Here is a 17,202-nt window from a genome sequence, read left to right as displayed (position 1 = left end):
TGCCGCCGGTTCGCAGTGCGTACCTGTGGCCGATGACGAGACGAGACCTTTCCACGCCTCATCGTCGCGCGAAACGCCATCGGGCGACCAGGTCACGGGTTGTCAGCGCGCCAGCCGGGGGCCGTCGTCGTGCCCGGCGCGATCGCGGGCCAGAGGATGCTGGGGCTGAGCAATACTCCGCGCACGACGTCGCAGCGGTGCCTGATCAAGTTGATATGGCGCTCCGTGGGCACAGGCGGACCGAGAGCACCTCCCCCGGACGGTGCATGGTGGAGGTCAATGCATGGAGGTCGGACGCGTCGCACCTAGGCGAGGGCAAAACGGGAGGCCACCTGGTCGGCTAGCAGTACCGTGCGCTCTTCTATCTGTTCCGCCGTCCACGTCTCGGTCTCCATGAGATAGGCGTTGAGCGACAGCCCATTCGCGTAGCCAATGGGTCTGCCGAAAGAGTCTTTGCGGTGCTTCTTTTCGCCAAAGGACTTGTTCGACAACGTGCTGTTGTATCCGGTGATGGTCAGGTTGCCTAGGCGGTGAACATGTTCGCCCTGAACAGCCACCGCTGCTTCTGAGCCGCCCAACATCTCTATCCATCCCGCCGGCAGATTCTGTCCCTGGGGCAGGACGTGCTCGATCGTCCACACGTAGTGGCCCCTTTCTCGCCGCCACAGGTCCTGCCACGACTCCTTGGTCATCGCATCTTCCGCAAGTGTCGCGAGAACGAAGCGGGCGACGTCCGAGTTCTCTTCGTAGACGGGTCCAAGGAGGCGCTCGCGGAAGACCTGCTCAGTGGACGAGGCTTGCCGAAGTCTGTTGAGGACGGCGGCGGGGACGTCATCACCTTGGTACTGGCCACCTTCCAGCGCGGTGATCATGTCCATGAAGAGCCGAGGCAGGGCGTAGGTCTGCGGGAATCCGGTGAGGTTGCGTCGTACGAAGAAGTCGACCAGATGTGACGCGACCCGCTCGAGTTGTGGGTCGCCGATCACCAGGGTGTCTCGACGTCGCAGGAGCCAAAGTAGGAGCACGAACGATGGTGCTGCTTGCGCGCGATTTAGTTGGGCGAAGGCCTTGTCGAGAGGTTGTTCCTCATCCAGGACTCCGGTGATGCGCCCGTACGCGGCGCTCGCTGGCAGAAGGTCGTCCATGAAGTTCTCGACGTCGTGGCTGACCAGCGCTTCGTAGATGCGGATCAGCGACGCCTTAGTTGCGACTGGAGCATTCGGCACCTGGGGGAGGTCTAACTTGAACGCGTTGTAGTAGTGCCTCAAGAACCGCTCCTGGTTGGCATAGCTGTCGCCGAGACTGGTGAGCATCTGGTTCCAGAGCTTGAATGCGTCCTCGACTGTCATCACCTGCTTGCGCTCCGACTGCGCAAGTAGGTGGTTCTTGATGAGGTCGACCGGCGTGAGAGGCATTCCTCGGTTGTTCAGTGACTCGAATAAGACGAAGGCGTCGGAGTGACTGGCTACCTCGATCTTGACGATGATCGCCTTGTTGACGGCGGCGAGCACGTCAAGCGCCGCCTCAACTGGGGACGTGTCTCGGGTCTCTGCGAGCTCGAGAATCTCCGCCTTAAAGTGGTGGAAGCACTTGTATATCTTGCGCAGGGATAGGTATCCGGTCCATGACCCGTCCACTGGAAGGCCAGCCTGTCCGAGGACATAGAGGAAGTCGTTGTAGTTCGAGCCCTGACGCTGAGGCGTGAGCCTCGGGGCGGTGTCCCCTTTGCGAACGATCTGCCGACGGAGGTTCACGAGATCAATCTTGACGTCCTCGTCTAGGTCGCTGACTTGCTCGTTTAGGATCGAGTGAATCGCCGCCATCAACAAGGTGAGCGTGGTCAACCGCTGCTGGCCGTCGATCACCTCGAAGACCGTCGCCTCAAGGGCGTCGACCGATTGATCGAGACAGATGATCGTGCCCAGGAAGTGAGCACCTTCGGCCTCGATCAGGTCATCGAACAGGGCTTCCCATTGCGCCCTCTGCCAGGAGTACTCGCGCTGATATGGAGGAACCTTGTAGAGCACATTCGACTGTGGGCTCATGAGGCTGAAGACCGGATGCTGGTTCGCTGACTTGATCATAAGGACCTCTCCCATGGACTCCGGACAACCCAAGCACAAAGGATGGCGACGTCAGGGGTTGAAGGAACAGAGACAACCAGTCCAGCCCGGGCAACTGGTGAGCGACGACGTCCCGGATAGTACGTCGAGCCGATCACGTTGGCGGCACGGCCCGACGGGCTCAAGGCCGGCCTGGTCGCCGACGCTCTGGCCGCGAGGGTCGCCGCCCATCCGGCAGCGCCGAGGCGGACACTGACCTGGGGGTACGTCAATGAGGCAAGGCACGCATGCGGTGCCGGTGAGGACGCCGAGGACCTAGGATGCTTCGCGCCAACCTGTTAGGACCACCATCCTGTGCCGAAGGTGCTCCGGTTGGCCGACCTGCTGGACGACTGACCTAGCTCACACCCGCTGAAGCTGGTGGCGGATTCTGAGGGCCTCCGTCGCCGAACGGACCCAGGCAGCCGTCGTCGGCTCCTCAACGGTCCGCTCAGAGAGTGAGTCGAAAGCCAGTGACGACCCTCGATGCGGCGGCGATCCGGTCTCGGCTGATGAGGTGGGGTGTGTACGCACTTGGTGACAGCACGCTCGTGACGGCTACGACAACCCAGTCCGGGTCGGTTTCCGCCCGCCACGCCTCTTTGGGCGTCAAGTTGAACACTAGGTGCGAACCTTGGATGCCCTTGACCTCGACCTTGAGTGTCGTCCCGGCTCTGGTGAACTCGAGGTCGTAGCCGACCCCGTCCTTCTGCCGGTCGGCAGAGTAGGTCCAACCGTCCCCCTCGAGTCCGCGGATAGCCACCTCGACTGCGCGAAGCTCGGCGACCTTGTCCTTCTTGCGGTCGCTCGGGCTGCGAGGAGGCATGGACGGTCCGCCCACTACTCCCCGCCCGTTGGCGGCTTCCTTGTACTCCGGTATCTGTGGCGGCCGCAGCGGGAGTTCACCCAGCGGCAGCTCGGTTGGGACGTGGATCGCAGGGACGGTCGCGGGAAAGTCCTTCGCGACGCGCTCCGCCACCACGTCACCGCCCGGGTCTGGGGTCTCCGACGCGACGTCGAGCTCGGGGCTGACGCCACCTGCCACGACGATCGCCTCGTACGTCAGCCAATCGATCTCGGTGATGGCGTGCTGCCGGTTCCAGCCTGTGATCGCAACGTCGTCGATCGAGACTGGCGTCTCGAACTCGGTGTAGCCCGTCAACTGAGCTTCCCAAGGCGGGTCCCAGTTGTTGGCGATGTACTTGACCTCGGCGTGCCCGACGAAGTGCTTCTTGTTCGTGGTCGATTTGCTCGTTGAGTAGTACAGGACCCTTGACCCTGGCCCGGCGTCGTTGAACGGCTGCCTCCCGGTGACGGTTGCGTCGTACCTGTAGACGCTCGTATGGTCCGTCTCCCACTTGCTTCCCACGGGCGCGTCTGTGACGTTGAGGATGAAGCACCGCGGCGTGTCAAGCAGTGCCGACCGGATGCGCGAGTACGTCCTCGCGGTGACGGTTCCTCCGCCCCAGTTGGCCGCCTCGCTCGTGTCCCAGTAAGGGTCGTACGTGAGGCCGAGCGACTGAAGCAGCCGCTCGGCCTTCCGGTAGGTGTCGACGCCTCCGGTTGAGGTGCCGTACATGGCCCGGTGCAGGTCATCGAGGAACGTGCTGACGACAGTCCCGCCTTGCGGCGACATGGTGGCGTGGGCGATACCCAGCGCGTCGGCCGCGTCGTTCGCCAGGCGCTCCTTGGTGGGACGCGGCACTTTGCTGCCCGTTATCACATCTGCCCCCTGATCAACGGCCCTGACGTGCACCGTAGTGGAGTTGCGGGCGGCCGGCAGGTAGTTCTTGACGATCAATGTGCGCATTCAGGGCGCACTCGTACGAGACAGATCGACATCTATCTCCCGGGCTTAAAGAAGCACAACTCGGCCTGGAAGCCAGTCCTTGACGCCGTCGTCGAGGCCTCCCGCGAGGTGCTGGAGATCGTCCGCGACGAAATTGGCGGGTCGCCAAAGAGTGCCGACCGGTGGTCGCTTGCCCCCGGAGCATGGCCTGGTGCCTCCTGAGGCGCACTGGTCAGGAAGCCTTCGAGCCCGTCGCGCATCCGTGACAGGCAGGCCACTGTCGTCTGCACCCTGGAAGGCGTCCATGATCTGTCCGACAAGTCTCGTGCGCGATGACCGGTGCTGTGTAGACCGGGAGTCGCACCAACATATAGAGCAGGTCGAACACGCGGCTCGCACGTCCAGGCGATCTCGGCACCTCAGGCGTGACCGCGATGTGAGACCGGTTCAATGTCTGCGGTCAACACGCTCGCTCCAATACGCTGCCGAACGGACTGGGCGCTCACGATCGAACCGACAACGGTGCCTTAGCGGCACGTCCGGACTCTTCCCCGGCATACCAGGAGATGGACATGGACCTGACACGAGCAAGCGCCGACGAGATCGGCTCAGCACTCGGCAGGGCAGGCTTGACTTGGAGTTTCGACGAGGACGGCGACGTCCGCGTTCGATTCCGATCGAGCCAGCAGCCGTGGATTGACGCCGTCTTCTATCGGTTGAACCAAGATTTTTCCATTAGTGGGCAGTTTCTGAACGGCCACGCAGTGCCACAAGGAAACAACACGACGAGGTGGGAGGTGCCACTCGACGCGGGTCGCGAGCCCACCGCTATCGCGCAGAAGGTCGTCAGCGTTTACTTCATGCCCCGGCCCGGACAAGTGGCACTCCAGATTCACGCGTCGATCGCACCCCTAAATCAACCGCGCCCGATGCACATAAAGATCATCCCAGGGGGCCAGCAGATCAGTCAGATCGAGAGAGCGTATCCGGGCTTCGTCGGCCACCAAGGGAGCACGCAGTTCTGGGTGTCCAGTGCTATCACAGGTTCGAGTGTCGATGGAGTGACCTTCGAACAAGTGGTCCGTACGGCTTCAAGTGTTGGCCTGGAAATGTTCGAAGGCCCATTCACTGGCTGGCTTTACTCGACGGACCTGTAGTTTCCCCGCACGCACGCTGTGTCTCCGTCGTCGCAGACTTCGCACTCAGGCACGGCGTGAGAGCAGTCAAATCCCGCAACTCCGGGCCAAGTTCCACCTCTGCATGCACCGCATCAGGATGGAGTCATGGTCCCGTACGCCCGGCATCAGTCACAAGCGACTCGTAACACGACCTGCACCTTGTCGGACTCGAGTAGGTGCAGGTGGAGGTACACGTGATCGCGGTTCGGCAACGTCTGAAGCCGCTTCCTGACCTGTACCAGAAATCGCCGTGCTGTTCGTCACGATGTTGGGCCAAGGCTTAGTGGGGGCAGCCGCGGCGAGCGTGAGCCACCCAATGGACTCGAAGAGGGCCAGCTGCCTTATGAAGCGACCAGCCGCGCAGTCGACCGAGTCATGCTGCATGTCGTCGGGGTGGAGGTGCCCGTAGTCCGGGGTCAGCCACGACAGGTCGATCGGCTCTTGGTTGGGCATGCCGTGGAGGGTGTCACGACACACCCGTGCAGCGGGCGTCTGCGCGTACGCTCAGGCGACCGCTGCGTCACCATGCCGCGTTGTGATCCAGCCGAAGCCCTCGCTCAGCGGCCATGACCGGACATTCGCGAGGCTTTCCGTACGCCCGATTCCGGCCGATAGCATCGAATCTGCACTGTGACCGGTGAGAGTTTTGAGGTGGTGCCAGTATGACCAACTACTTCATGGTGGGGACGATCCACGGGGGTTGGCACGGCAACGGAGCACGGGAGATGCTCGACGACTGGATCGAAGCGGGTGAGTGGGTCTTGGGCTGGAACGACATGGAGTCGGATCCGAGTTACCAGAAGCAGGCCCCGAACCTCGACCTCATGGAGCACGGCGACGTGCTCGTCGCGAAGCAGATGAACAACGACTTCCGCACGATGCTCGTCAAAGCCATCGGTGTCGTGACCGAGCCGTCAACTGACGGCCACCGGGTCGGTGTGGATTGGGTGCGTGACCTTCGATCAGCGCCCGTCACGCTTCCGTCGTCGTACCGCCAGACCTTGACCAAGGTGTCCGACACGCCTGCGTCAAGGACGCTCATCAGGGACCACATTCTCCCGCTGATTAGTTGAAGGCTTGGCGTCCACCAGCCATCTCGCCTAGCGTCGCGGTGTGCCTCTGACCGCCGGCGATGACGCGATGGCGGGCGATCGAGTGCTCCCGAGAGCTGAGTCACGGCTCCGCCGCACGGCTGCGGCTCTTTGACCTCTGCGGTCAGAGGCTGGCGCTCTCTGAACAGCCATGAGCGGGCGCATCCGGACGGAGCGCGCATCGACGTAGACGCGCAGAGTCGCCGCTCCGTCCGGACGGGAGGACCCGCGGCAGGCGCGCCACAACGGGGTTCATCAAGGAACGCAAGGGCAGCAAGCAGAGCCAGCCATCCTGCTCTCTGTCGCATCGCTGGCGAGACCCTACGGGCCCACGCACGTATCGGATTACCTATCCGATAGGTACAGAGCCTCAGGACGGCATGGCCGAGGTCCAATCATCGCGTGGGCAGCGCCGCAGCAAGCGCGCAATGGTATCGCGAGCTCACTACCTGACGCCTCCTCTAGGGTCGCATGCATTTCTGCAGACAAGAGCCTGCTTCGCTTCCTGCTCGAGCGGCTGGATCAGGACACGCATCTGATCATGCTCCACACTCCGACCTTCGTCCCGCCTGAGCACTGCATGAGCGCGGAGGTTCCAGAGCTGCTGGCTGATCCAGCACGGCTGCTGACCCGCCTCGGAGTGTTCGAGAGGTGGTGGAGGAGACCGTCCAAGCGATGCAGGCAGAACAGGAAGAGATACTCATCCCTGAGCCAGCTGCCATGCCGGTTACCAAACTGGGTGAATAGATCCTGCGGACGTTCGCGAGCCGGTACTCTGACCACCCAGATTACAACGACCAGTGGTGAACCGCATGAATCACTGCGCATTAGCCGGCCCCGCACGGCCCGGGCAACGGGAAGCGACGAATTGCCGCTGCCCTAGATGAGATTCGGTCCATAGAAACCACACGGCGACAGGACTCATCCGAGGCGGCCGCTGCGACCGAGTGCCGCTGCGCCAATGAATAGCGAGTTCGATCAGTCCATCGACCAGTCGTCGTCCGCGAAGCCGAGCGTCTTGAGATTCTCTCGGATGGCGGTGCGCTGGTCCTCGGTCAACTTGTCGAGCTGGTCGGACTCGATGTCGAGGGAGACCCGGATCGGGATTCCGCTGGTAACGAAGTGGGACACGATTTCCTCATAGATCTGTCCCACGTCGCGGACGACTCGGTTGGTCGTCAGGTCCTTCGTCGCCTGGAATCGCTTGGGGACCACGGCCACGCGCGGCGTGGTCGTGTCCGTTGAATCGGCTGGAGTCTCGTTGTCGGGTGTCTCCGAGGTCCCTGTGGTGTCGGGCGCGTCTTCGGACTTCGTGTCCTTGGCGATCTGCTCAAGGGCGACCTTGGGATCGACGAGAAGGCCATCTTGACGGACCGCGGTCGGGTTGGTGACGGTCAGTCCAACGAAGCGGCCGTCCTCGAACGAGTCGGCGTAGGCGAAGCCGTCGAGTTCGATGCTCAGGACCTCGTCGAGGTGCCACACCACGTCCAAGACGACCTTGGGCTGAACGACCTTGGGCATGTAGACGTACTGGCTGAAGTACCCGACGACGGTGTCGACGGCGACGTACGGCTTGTCCTTCCAAAGATCGAGCCTGTTGATCTGCATGCGCAGGAGCGATGGCGAGAACGAGCGCACAACAAACTCGCCGGCGTCTGCCTTCTTCGTCACCCGCTCAGCGAGTGTCCCCTCGCCGTTCATCAGGATCGACTCCAACTCGATCTCCGAAGAGCCTGGCTCCTGAGTGGGCACCAGGATCCAGCGGTATGCCTCACGAATCGAGTCCGCGACCGTCTGCTTCGCTTGGGTGACCCGCGACTCAGCCACCTTGATGTTGTGCTGGTCCAGGTTCAGCGAGTCCATGTTCTCCAGGATGTACTCCCACGCCATGCGTTGACGCACGGCGTTGATGAGCACGTCGATGCGGTCGACCTCGGGGGCAAGGAATACCAAGCTGTTCTTGTGGATTCGAGCGTTCGTGCCGCGCTTGGTGAGGAACTCCGTTGCAGCATCCTCGGCCACCGACCGGCCGCGTTTGGAGAAGGGGCGGTCCGGGCCGAAGATTACGAGACCGATCCCGGGATCGTCTTCGACATCGATGCTGCCGTGCGGGAAGCGGTGAACCCGCTCGAAGAGGCCCTTGTCAGTCTCCTGCCGGACAACGGCAGCGAGCTCATCGAAGACCTGATCCTCGTGATACGAGTCGGCCCGCTCCTGAACGATCTGGGCCACCGTCTGCTGTAGCGACAACCAGTAGCGGTCCTGGTCGCGGTTCATGTACTTGCCGAGGTCCCCAAGGCGACGCAATCCATCGGTGACATGGGCCGGGTTGTCTCCCGGGTACGTCGATCCGAGCACAACGCGCTTCTGCTCAATCCCGCGGATCGTGGCCGCGCTGCCGTCACGCTGACGGAGATTCGCCATCGGCGCGGTCCCGAGGAAAACGCAGCGGGCTGCACGCTTAGTTGCCATCGACTTGCCAAGGATCTTGATCTCGCTGTCGACGACGTTGGCCGTCGAGGTCTCACCGGCTACGTCCGCATCTACGATCGGCTTCCACGCGTCATCGAGGTGGTTAGCGAGCTCATCGAAGACTTTGGCGCTGTCGAGCGGGATCGAAGCGGGCAGGATCATCGGCGACTTGTCGCCGCTGATCCACAGCGCGTAGACGACGGTCGCCATCAAACGCAGCACGCCGCGGGTGCGCTGGAATCGCTCTAGCGTCGACCAGTCCTTGTACAGCCGGTCGAAGAGCTCGGGATGGATCGGGTACGCCGCCTTCATGGAGGCCCGATAGCCGGGCTGCATGACCTCGCTCGGGACGTCGTGGGCGTAGCGCAGGTAGTGATCCACAAACTTCTGGACCACGAGGTCGCGAGCCGCATCCTGCTCCCGACCGAACGGCTTGAAGACCCGGCGGCGCACGATCTCGAAAGACTCCTCGATCGTCGCCGGCTGCCAGGCGGACTCGACTCGGTGGATCACCGAACGCAGATGCCTAAGCGCCTGTAGACCTGCCGTGCCACCGACCTCGTGCTCGTTCTCGGTCGGAGCCTCAGCACCCGCGATGTCCCGCACCACGTCTGAGGCAGGCAACGACACAACCAGCAGCGCGGTGGGCACCGACTTCACGGCCTCGGTGAGTGACTGCACGAAGGTCATGTGGCCGTCGAACGTTCCCGCGGGCGCAGCCTTCTCCCTCGACCACAACTGACGGAGGTACGCCACCCACTCGTCGATCAGAACGATGCAGGGCCCGTACTTGGCGAGCAGGTCAGCGATCGCGGTCGTCGTCGGGGGCACCGACTGCTCGTCGTAGCGTGCAACCAGGTCGTAGCCCTCCCTGCCGCCGAGCTGATAGGCCAACTCGCCCCACAAAGTGTTGACCGAGAGCCCCTCCCGCTTAGGCATGCCGAGGATCGACATGTCGTTGCCAACGAGCACGGCACGGTTGACCTTCGCCGGCAGCTCGTCGACGCCAATGCCGTCCAGAAGCTCGCGCATCCCCTGGAGCTTCTCGGCGGGGACACCGGCGGCTGCGTGATAGACCGCGAGCAAGGAGTGGGTCTTGCCGCCACCGAAGGTCGTCATCAGGTCAATGACCGGCTCGCCGCCACCGCCGGAGAGCCGCTTGATCGACTGCTCCAGCAGATACCGAAGACCTCGAGTGAGGTAGGTGCGGCCGAAGAATTCGACCGGATCGCCATACTCAGGTCCAGCCACGCCCTGGTGGACCTGGCGCAAGTCGGCAGCAAACTGAGCGAGCTCGAAAGTTCCCCGGGCGACGTCATCATGAGGTTCGACGACATCACGCCAGGCCGGCAGCCCGGTTGAGTCGACCTGTACCGAGAGCGCCTTCTCCTGGGCGCGCTGAAGTCGCTTCTGGTCCTCCTCGAACATGAGACGCCGGAACTCGCGACGCATCTCGTCGGCCTTGTCCGCCTGCTCGACGGCGCCGATCGATCGAAGGATGTGCTCGCTGTCCATCAGGACGCGCTCCGTGCGCTCCGAGGAGATGCGCTCACCATGAGCCCACTCTTTACGCGCATCCCAGAGCGCGGAGACGGCTCGCTTGTCCTCGAACGAGAGCTGATCCTTGAAAAGCCCGTGCCATTGTTTGTCGAAGACCCAGAACAAGTACGCCGGATCGGATTGGTTCGGCGTCGCATCTCGACCCGTGAGCCCGGCGGTACGACCCACCTCACTCGCCCAGTTGTCCCCGTACTTGGCGTGGAGCGCCGTGACCATCCATGGACCGAGCCCCTCGGCAACAAGATCGAGGGAACGCCCCACACGCTCCTTGTTCGTCAGTGCAGCCATGTCAGAACAACCCCTCTGCCGATTCGTTGCCGTCGCCAGCTATGCGCACCAGCTCGGTCCATGAACTGATCAAGGCGTTGTAGCGCTCCTGGTCTGCGGTCCACCCCTTTTTCGCCGCAATGTCATGCAGTCGATAAACGAGCGCCATTGCTGGATCCCGCAGGCTTCCCAGTTCGGCCATCAAACGGGCAGCCTCCAATTCGCCGCCACCAGAGACGAGTCGATCCGCCAAGTGATGGACCGCTTCCCAGGCGGTCGGTGAAACGTCCGTTGAAGGTCGCCAACGTCGATCGAGGGGGCCCGCGCCAAGCAACTGCACTTTGTTCGCCTGACTTGTCGCTACCTGAGCCCTGACGACGTCATCGACACCGATGCCAAGTGGTCGCGCGGTCTTGTCTGCATCGCCAAATGAAGCGGTTGTCCAACCGTGCGCCTGCCACCACCTGATAGCAAAGCGAGACTCAGCATCCAGTTCCCCCTCTTGCTCGTCGAGGACCTCAGACAGAGCAGAGTTGATCAGTCTGAGAGCCTGACCCACCCCGACCGAACGTCCGGATTGATCGAGGACAGCCCGGTATCGGGAGAACACCTGCATTCCGGGTCCCATCGCGGCCTGCGCCAAATCGACCGGCAGAATGGAGGCCGCCTGGAGGTCGCGAATGGCCGGCGCCAGCTCCCTACGCAGAACGCGCGCAAATTCAGACAGACTTGTGCTGGTTGCCTCCTTGGCCCGCGGACGACAGGTCATCACGATGTACGACGCGACGGCATTCGCGCCAATCCCGCGCATACGTGTGCTCCCCGTGCCGTGGATCGGCCAGGTGCCCGTGATCTCAAGCTCCGCGTCGATCATCGCGGTGAGGATCGACGACCAGCGAGTCTCCTCTTCCGTCCCGCCCTTCTGTTCCTTCGATGCGTACACGACCACCATCGGCAAGTCAGCGGCCAGAGAACTACAGAGAGACCGGAAGGTCTCGGTGAACCCTGCGATGAAGTACGCGCGTGCCGCTTCCCGGGTTCCGCCGTGGTGCCAAGGGAACGCGGTAAGTTCACCCTCCTTCGGAGTGGCGATCGTGCCGTACAGGTCGGGATGGACATGTCGTAGCGCTCGCCGATGCCACAAATAGAAGTAATCCGCAAGGTCGGCATAGCCGATCGCGTCGAAGTACGGCGGGTCGGTGGCGATCAGACCTGGCCTTTCCAGGCTGGTCGAGCGTGCGTCGCCACGTTGAACTGAGCCGACGCCGCCGGGCACGTAAGGGAGGGCGCTCATGCACGTGCTTAGGAGACCATCCCAAGTGCCTCCGATCGCCCCGAACACATTTGCCTCGTAAAAGTCCCAAATCATCGGAAGGTCGTTTCTCGCGAACGCACTATTGAATCGGGTTGTCGACGTTGTGTAGGTGACCAACCTAGTCTGGCTCGAGCCGTATTGGGCCAATTTGCCGAGTGCCAGCGCCAGAATGGTTGTGACCGCTACCGCAAGTTCCTCGGACCCGCCATCTTCGAGCACGCGCGAGTGTGTCGCCGCAATCTCGCCCGCGAACGTCTCCAGAAGGACGAGCTGGCGAGGGGTATACAAGTCGAGATGCGTGGTCAGCCCGTAGCGAGGAGGCGCCACGTACTGATTCGCCGGCCCAAGGGAAATATCTGGCAGCCCCTCCGGGATTGTGGCTGATGCAGCCGCAGCAACCTCCTCGTGAGTCGGTTGGCGATAGTGCCGTCTCCCGCCGATTTCAACTGCCACGGCGGTCATCCGCACGCCGAGCCGGCCCGACTCGCCGAACTTGCGAATCTCATCCTCGCTGATGGGCTGCCCACACGCCAAGCATGCGAAGGACGCACCCCGCCCGATCTTGGGGGGTTCAGGAGCTGCCCCACTTCGCTGTCCCGACACCACCGCCAGGTGTATGTCGTTGCCCACGCGACGAGGCTCGATCCATGCTAGGTCGCCACGGTTGCGTGACAACCACCACGAGGTCGTTAGCACCGTCTCGCACCCACAGGCAGGGTTCGGGCAAGGCGCGGTCCGGGCCCACATCCAAGCGATTGGGGTCTCCCCCGAGCGAGCGGGGTAAAGACCGGCTAGGGCTCGATTGACGTTTTCTTTGACGACGCCGCCGTAGTACCGGACATCCGAGGCGAACCCGGCGAACGGTTCAACTCGTGAGTCAGTGCGAAAGAGTGCGCCGGACTCGCTCGAGTGGAGGGGCTCGGCCCCCCTCACCGCAGGCAATATCTCGGTCAACGTTCGAGAGATAAGAGCAGGAACTGGATTCAGGTCTGAACCGAAAGAAGGCAGACCAAGCCGCTGCGCTTCGACAAGCGTGGTCCCGCCCCCGCAGAAAGGGTCCATGACTGTTGGGAGGCCATCTGCAAACTGGCGGCGAAGGATGGCGCGCGCTTCCTCCAGAGTGTCTTCGTCAGGGAGATCCGCGCCGTTCTCGACCAGACGTTTCGTGACGTCGAGCAGGTGAAGCCGCTTGTTGTCGTCCTCCGGGTCGTCGACAAGCGCTGCAAACAGAAGCGCTCGCCAAGCCGGGAGCGGCATGGGCGCGAACCACTTAGAGATGTTGCGCAAAGTGCCGATCTTTCGGTCCTTGTCCGCCTTGCACGCGGCATTGAGCTCATCGAGCGGAAGCGCGACCTCGATCAGCTTCTTCCTGCGGATCATCTCGCTCACTCTTGGCTCATCTCAGCTGCGTCGTTCCAGAAGGGTTCCCAGTCGTACTCGACGCGAGCTGCGCGTGGGTCGATGGGTTGGGTGATTGGGTGTCGTAGGTAGCGCACCGTAGTGCTGTCGTCCTCGGCGACCTGGACAAGGGCGAGGACGGAGTGGTCGCCCTTGTTCAGGGCGGTGACGGCTTCTTGCCGTGTGAGGACGAAGGTCCTGCCTCCCGCGACACGGCCTTTGACCTCGATAAAGTGGAGGCTGGCATTTGTGTCGGACTCGATGTCGTAGCCCGGGTTGTTGTGGTGCATCTCGGTGGGCCGGTGACCGAGTGCCCGCTCCGCGCGGAGAACGGCATCGACCGCGAGGCGCTCCACCCGGGTCGTCTCGCGAGCTCTGGCGTCGGCGCCCTCAGGGTCGTCCTGAGCATCGAGCCACCCCTGAGTGACGACGAGGCAGGCTCCTGTCACGCGAGGGGGTCGGACTGAGATGTCGCGCTCTTGTTCGAGATCCTTGAGCCGGCGGTCGAGGCGACGAACGAGCGCCTCCGCGCGTTCGCGCATCTGTGACGCAGGGAGACGCGTCTTCTTGCCGGCACGTTCCTGTTCGCCGAGCTCGAACGCGCGCCGGTCCCAATAGTTGATCTCGCGAGTGAGACGCTCGCGTACCAATCGCTCGGTCTTATCGACGCGATCAATCGTCCTCTTGGTCACCTCGTTAGCGTGGTTGCGCGCGATGGTGACCGATGCCTCGCGGATGACTCGCTGGTCGAGGTCGGATGCTTGTGCCCACGGCTCGGTGAGGATCTTGCCGGCGAGTGTGTGTTCCTTGTCGGTCGGTACCTCGAAGTTCGGGATCGGCGATCCCGTCAGCGCCGTGATGGTCCCGTCAACGTCGATGCGGACGTACTGCGCCCGACGCGAAATCACCCAGGGCTGCCCGTCCCGTGCGATGCGGCCGTCGGTGACATCGTGCTCTAGGAGGCTGACGACGTAGGGCTCGGTCGACAGGTCGGACCTGTCAACGAGGATGGAGCCGCGCCTCAGGGCGTCGTGGTGCCGATCTGAGACGACGCCCATCGTGGCTGCCATGAGCGGGTGGCCGGGGTGCAGCAGGGTCGCGAGGTGGTTGTTGCCCTCAACTCGGACATACTGCGGATCGAACGTGACCCGGTGATAGGAGTCGACCACGGGCTGGCCGTAACCAGTGATGCGGTCTCGTTCTTTGACCTCGGAGGGCACTCGCTTGATCTCGAAGCGGTGGCTCTCCCGCATGCGCAGCGACCCACCGACGTCGGCGAAGGCGCGGTGGAAGAAGGCCTCGACGTGGTGGGGTTGGAGGCGTGCCGCCTCGGCACGCTCCATCTCTCGGCGCATCTCCTCGATCTCGGCGTCGTCCATTGCCGATGGCACGAGCTGGTTGGCCCTCAGCAGTTCCGGAATGCCTTCGGAGATTTTCGGGTCGACGACCTCGGTGAGGTATCGCTGCCGCTCGGGCTTGTTGGCCTCACGGATCGCGGCGATCATCAGGTCGCGCAGCGCGTTGCCCTGGAAGAGTTGTCCGAGGACGTCGTAGACACGCCCGCCGAGGGTTACGCGCTGTTCTTCGAGCTTCTCCAGAAGTCGGGTGTAGACGTCGCCCTCGCGGGTGTCCTCGGCGACCAGTGACCACATGAAGCAAGTGTTGGGCTGGCCGATGCGGTGGACGCGACCGAAGCGTTGCTCGATGCGGTTGGGGTTCCAAGGCAGGTCATAGTTGATGAGCAGGTGGGCGTTCCTGTGCAGGTTGACGCCTTCACCTGCGGCGTCTGTGGCGATGAGGAAGACACAGCGTTCGTTCTGCTCGAAGGTCTCCTTGGCCTTCTTGCGGTCCTCGCGCTTGGTCCCACCGTGAATGGTGATGACCGCGTCGTCTCGCCCAAGGTGCTGGGTCAGGCGCCTCACCAGGTCGTCGAGGGTGTCCTTGTGCTCGGTGAAGATGATGACCTTGCGCCGCGCGCCGGTGTCGTCACGCATCTCGTCGTTGTCGTCCAGAGTGTCTCGGAGCGCATCCCACTTGGCATAGGTCGGGGAGGACTTCACAGCTGATGACTTGATCAGCAGTCGATCCAGAACCGCGATCTCGGTCTCCAGCTCTTCGGGCGTGCGTGCGCTGGTGGCGCCGGCGATCGCCTTCTCCTCGAGAGCTTCGCGTTCCTCGTCGGTCAGGTCGTCAAGATCGTCCCAGTCTTCGGGCACATCCAAGTCTTCGCTCTTGACCGACGCGTACATGCGCGTCTCCCGCAGCTCCGACTCAAGGCGTGCCTTGCGTCGCTCCAAAGACCGATGGATCGCTGCGGGCGACGACGCGAGTCGCCGCTGGAGGGTGGTCAGAGCGAATCCGACTGCGGTGCGTCGCCGCTTGTCGCCCTCGATCTGGTCCGCACGGTTCATCTCCTCGCGGACGTAGTCGGTGACCGCGACATAGAGTTCCTTCTCGGGGTGCGACAACTCGTACTTCACCGTAAACGCGAACCGCTCCGGGAAGAGCCGCGTGCCCTCGAAGGTCCGCAACTCCTCCTTGACGAGGCGACGCATCAGGTCCTCGACGTCGACCTTGCGGCTGCCCTCGCGAGCGACGCCCTCGAAACGGTCGGAGTCCAGCAGCGCCATGAACAGCTGGAACTGCTCCTCCTTCCCCGAGTGCGGTGTGGCGGTCATCATCAGCAGATTGCGAGTGTGCTCCCCGAGTTCCTCGGCCATCTGATAGCGCTTGGTCTTCTTGACCTCACTGCCCCACACCGTGGCGGACATCTTGTGCGCCTCGTCGAAGATGATCAGATCCCAGTCGACCTCACACGCCTTGTCGAGGATGCCTTCGCTGTTGCGGGCCAGCACATCGAGGCGCGCTAGCCAGAGGCCGCCGCGAGCGAACGGATTGCCTTCGTTGAGGATTTTGTCCCGGGTGAGCATCTCGAACTCCAGTCCGAACTTTTCCCGCAGCTCCTCGTCCCATTGGTCGACGAGGACACCCGGCGAGACGACCATGACGTTCGCCGCATCGCCGCGAAGCAGCAACTCCTTCACCAGCAGGCCCGCCATTACCGTTTTGCCGGCACCCGGGTCGTCCGCGAGCACGTAGCGCAGCGGCTGCTTGTGCAGCATGGTCTCGTAGACCGCTCGAAGCTGGTGCGGCAGCGGCTGGACATCACTTGTGCCCAACGCCGCCTGTGGGTCGAAAAGGTGGGCCAACCTCATCCGGCGCGCCTCGGCCGCAAGCAGGAAGGCGTTGGAATCGGCGTCGAAGCTGAAAGACAAGCCGGGCTTGACCGCTCGGATGTGCTGGACGGCATCCGCGTAGACGATGCGCTCTGCCGGGCCGGACTCGGTGCGGTACATGACGTTGGCAGAATCGTCGGTCAACCGCTCGATCGCGATGATCTTGACTGGCTCGGGGCCGGCGAGCCCGGTGACCGTCGCCCCGACCTGGACAACTTCGAACAGTCCCGACTCGGGTCCACTCATAATCGCGCGGTTCTCATGATCGCCTGCAGTCCCCACGTGGCGAAACTGTAATCGTCGCCACGGACGGTACACGCACAAAGGCACACTCCTGGGGTCTAAGCGGGCCCATTGAGCCACGAGGATCGGCCAAGCGACCTCATCGGCGCATTGGATTCGTTATCCGATCAAAGTCCTACTAGGCCGAGACTCACGTTTCATGCAAGTCGGTGCGGCGGATCGCGTCGCGGAACCGGCGGAACGTGTCGAGGCACCGCCCGGCTTCATCGCCACCGCGGCTGATGCGGGCACAACGACCGCCGCAGCCGAAGTCACGCGCTGGCCCGCTCGATCGGCTCGCCCTCGAGCCGGTTCACCTGTGGGGCGGGTGTCGGAGGCGCCTCAGCCGCGGAGCCGTTGGCGCGTTGCTTACCGGACGACGGTGAGGCTAACGGTCGCGATCCGTCGCTCCTTTTCTACTGCTCTGCCATGCATGTATTTCGCTTCGCAGCCAGATCCTTGCTCGGCGGCCACCGCGGTCGTACACGGGCTTCGGCATGTCGGGATAGCGG

Annotated in this window: 7 protein-coding genes; 2 read left to right on the top strand and 5 right to left on the bottom strand. The window is 63.1% G+C overall.

Going from position 1 to position 17,202, the window contains the following annotated elements; all coding sequences use genetic code 11:
* Nucleotides 1-305 precede the first annotated feature (305 nt).
* Nucleotides 306-2,084, bottom strand: coding sequence for a DUF262 domain-containing protein (locus ISU10_RS02360; protein ID WP_194694763.1), 1,779 nt, complete (start codon nt 2,082-2,084; stop codon nt 306-308).
* Nucleotides 2,085-2,553: 469 nt separating this feature from the next.
* Nucleotides 2,554-3,903 carry a protein NO VEIN domain-containing protein gene (locus tag ISU10_RS02355; protein WP_194694762.1) on the bottom strand — a complete coding sequence of 450 codons (1,350 nt, stop codon included), beginning with the start codon at nt 3,901-3,903 and terminating at the stop codon, nt 2,554-2,556.
* 560 nt (nt 3,904-4,463) lie between these two features.
* Here ISU10_RS02355 and ISU10_RS02350 point away from each other — a divergent pair.
* Both ISU10_RS02350 and ISU10_RS02345 read left to right on the top strand, forming a co-directional pair.
* Nucleotides 4,464-5,048 carry a hypothetical protein gene (locus ISU10_RS02350; protein ID WP_194694761.1) on the top strand — a complete coding sequence of 195 codons (585 nt, stop codon included), beginning with the start codon at nt 4,464-4,466 and terminating at the stop codon, nt 5,046-5,048.
* Between the two features lie 746 nt (nt 5,049-5,794).
* A complete protein-coding gene (locus ISU10_RS02345) occupies nt 5,795-6,142 on the top strand; it encodes a hypothetical protein (RefSeq protein WP_194694760.1) in 348 nt (115 codons plus the stop codon).
* A gap of 996 nt (nt 6,143-7,138) precedes the next feature.
* Here the strand turns inward: ISU10_RS02345 and ISU10_RS02340 are convergent.
* From ISU10_RS02340 to ISU10_RS02330, 3 genes are read right to left on the bottom strand one after another with little or no spacing between them, the layout of a single operon-like run.
* Nucleotides 7,139-10,480 (bottom strand): DUF499 family protein, encoded by a 3,342-nt coding sequence (locus ISU10_RS02340; protein ID WP_194694759.1) that lies wholly within the window; start codon nt 10,478-10,480, stop codon nt 7,139-7,141.
* A gap of 1 nt (nt 10,481) precedes the next feature.
* Nucleotides 10,482-13,154, bottom strand: coding sequence for a DUF1156 domain-containing protein (locus tag ISU10_RS02335; RefSeq protein WP_228499313.1), 2,673 nt, complete (start codon nt 13,152-13,154; stop codon nt 10,482-10,484).
* A 5-nt stretch (nt 13,155-13,159) separates the two neighbouring features.
* A complete protein-coding gene (locus tag ISU10_RS02330; RefSeq protein ID WP_194694757.1) occupies nt 13,160-16,690 on the bottom strand; it encodes a helicase-related protein in 3,531 nt (1,176 codons plus the stop codon).
* Nucleotides 16,691-17,202 lie beyond the last annotated feature (512 nt).

The organism is Nocardioides agariphilus, from assembly GCF_015352445.1.
Classification (GTDB): Bacteria; Actinomycetota; Actinomycetes; order Propionibacteriales; family Nocardioidaceae; genus Nocardioides; species Nocardioides agariphilus.
This window is presented reverse-complemented; position numbering and strand designations above follow the sequence as displayed.

Coding starts and splice junctions, on each gene's coding strand:
- ISU10_RS02360 (WP_194694763.1), bottom strand. CDS start 2,084: ATGATCAAGTCAGCGAACCAGCATCCGGTCTTCAGCCTCATGAGCCCA.
- ISU10_RS02350 (WP_194694761.1), top strand. CDS start 4,464: ATGGACCTGACACGAGCAAGCGCCGACGAGATCGGCTCAGCACTCGGC.
- ISU10_RS02345 (WP_194694760.1), top strand. CDS start 5,795: ATGCTCGACGACTGGATCGAAGCGGGTGAGTGGGTCTTGGGCTGGAAC.
- ISU10_RS02340 (WP_194694759.1), bottom strand. CDS start 10,480: ATGGCTGCACTGACGAACAAGGAGCGTGTGGGGCGTTCCCTCGATCTT.
- ISU10_RS02335 (WP_228499313.1), bottom strand. CDS start 13,154: ATGATCCGCAGGAAGAAGCTGATCGAGGTCGCGCTTCCGCTCGATGAG.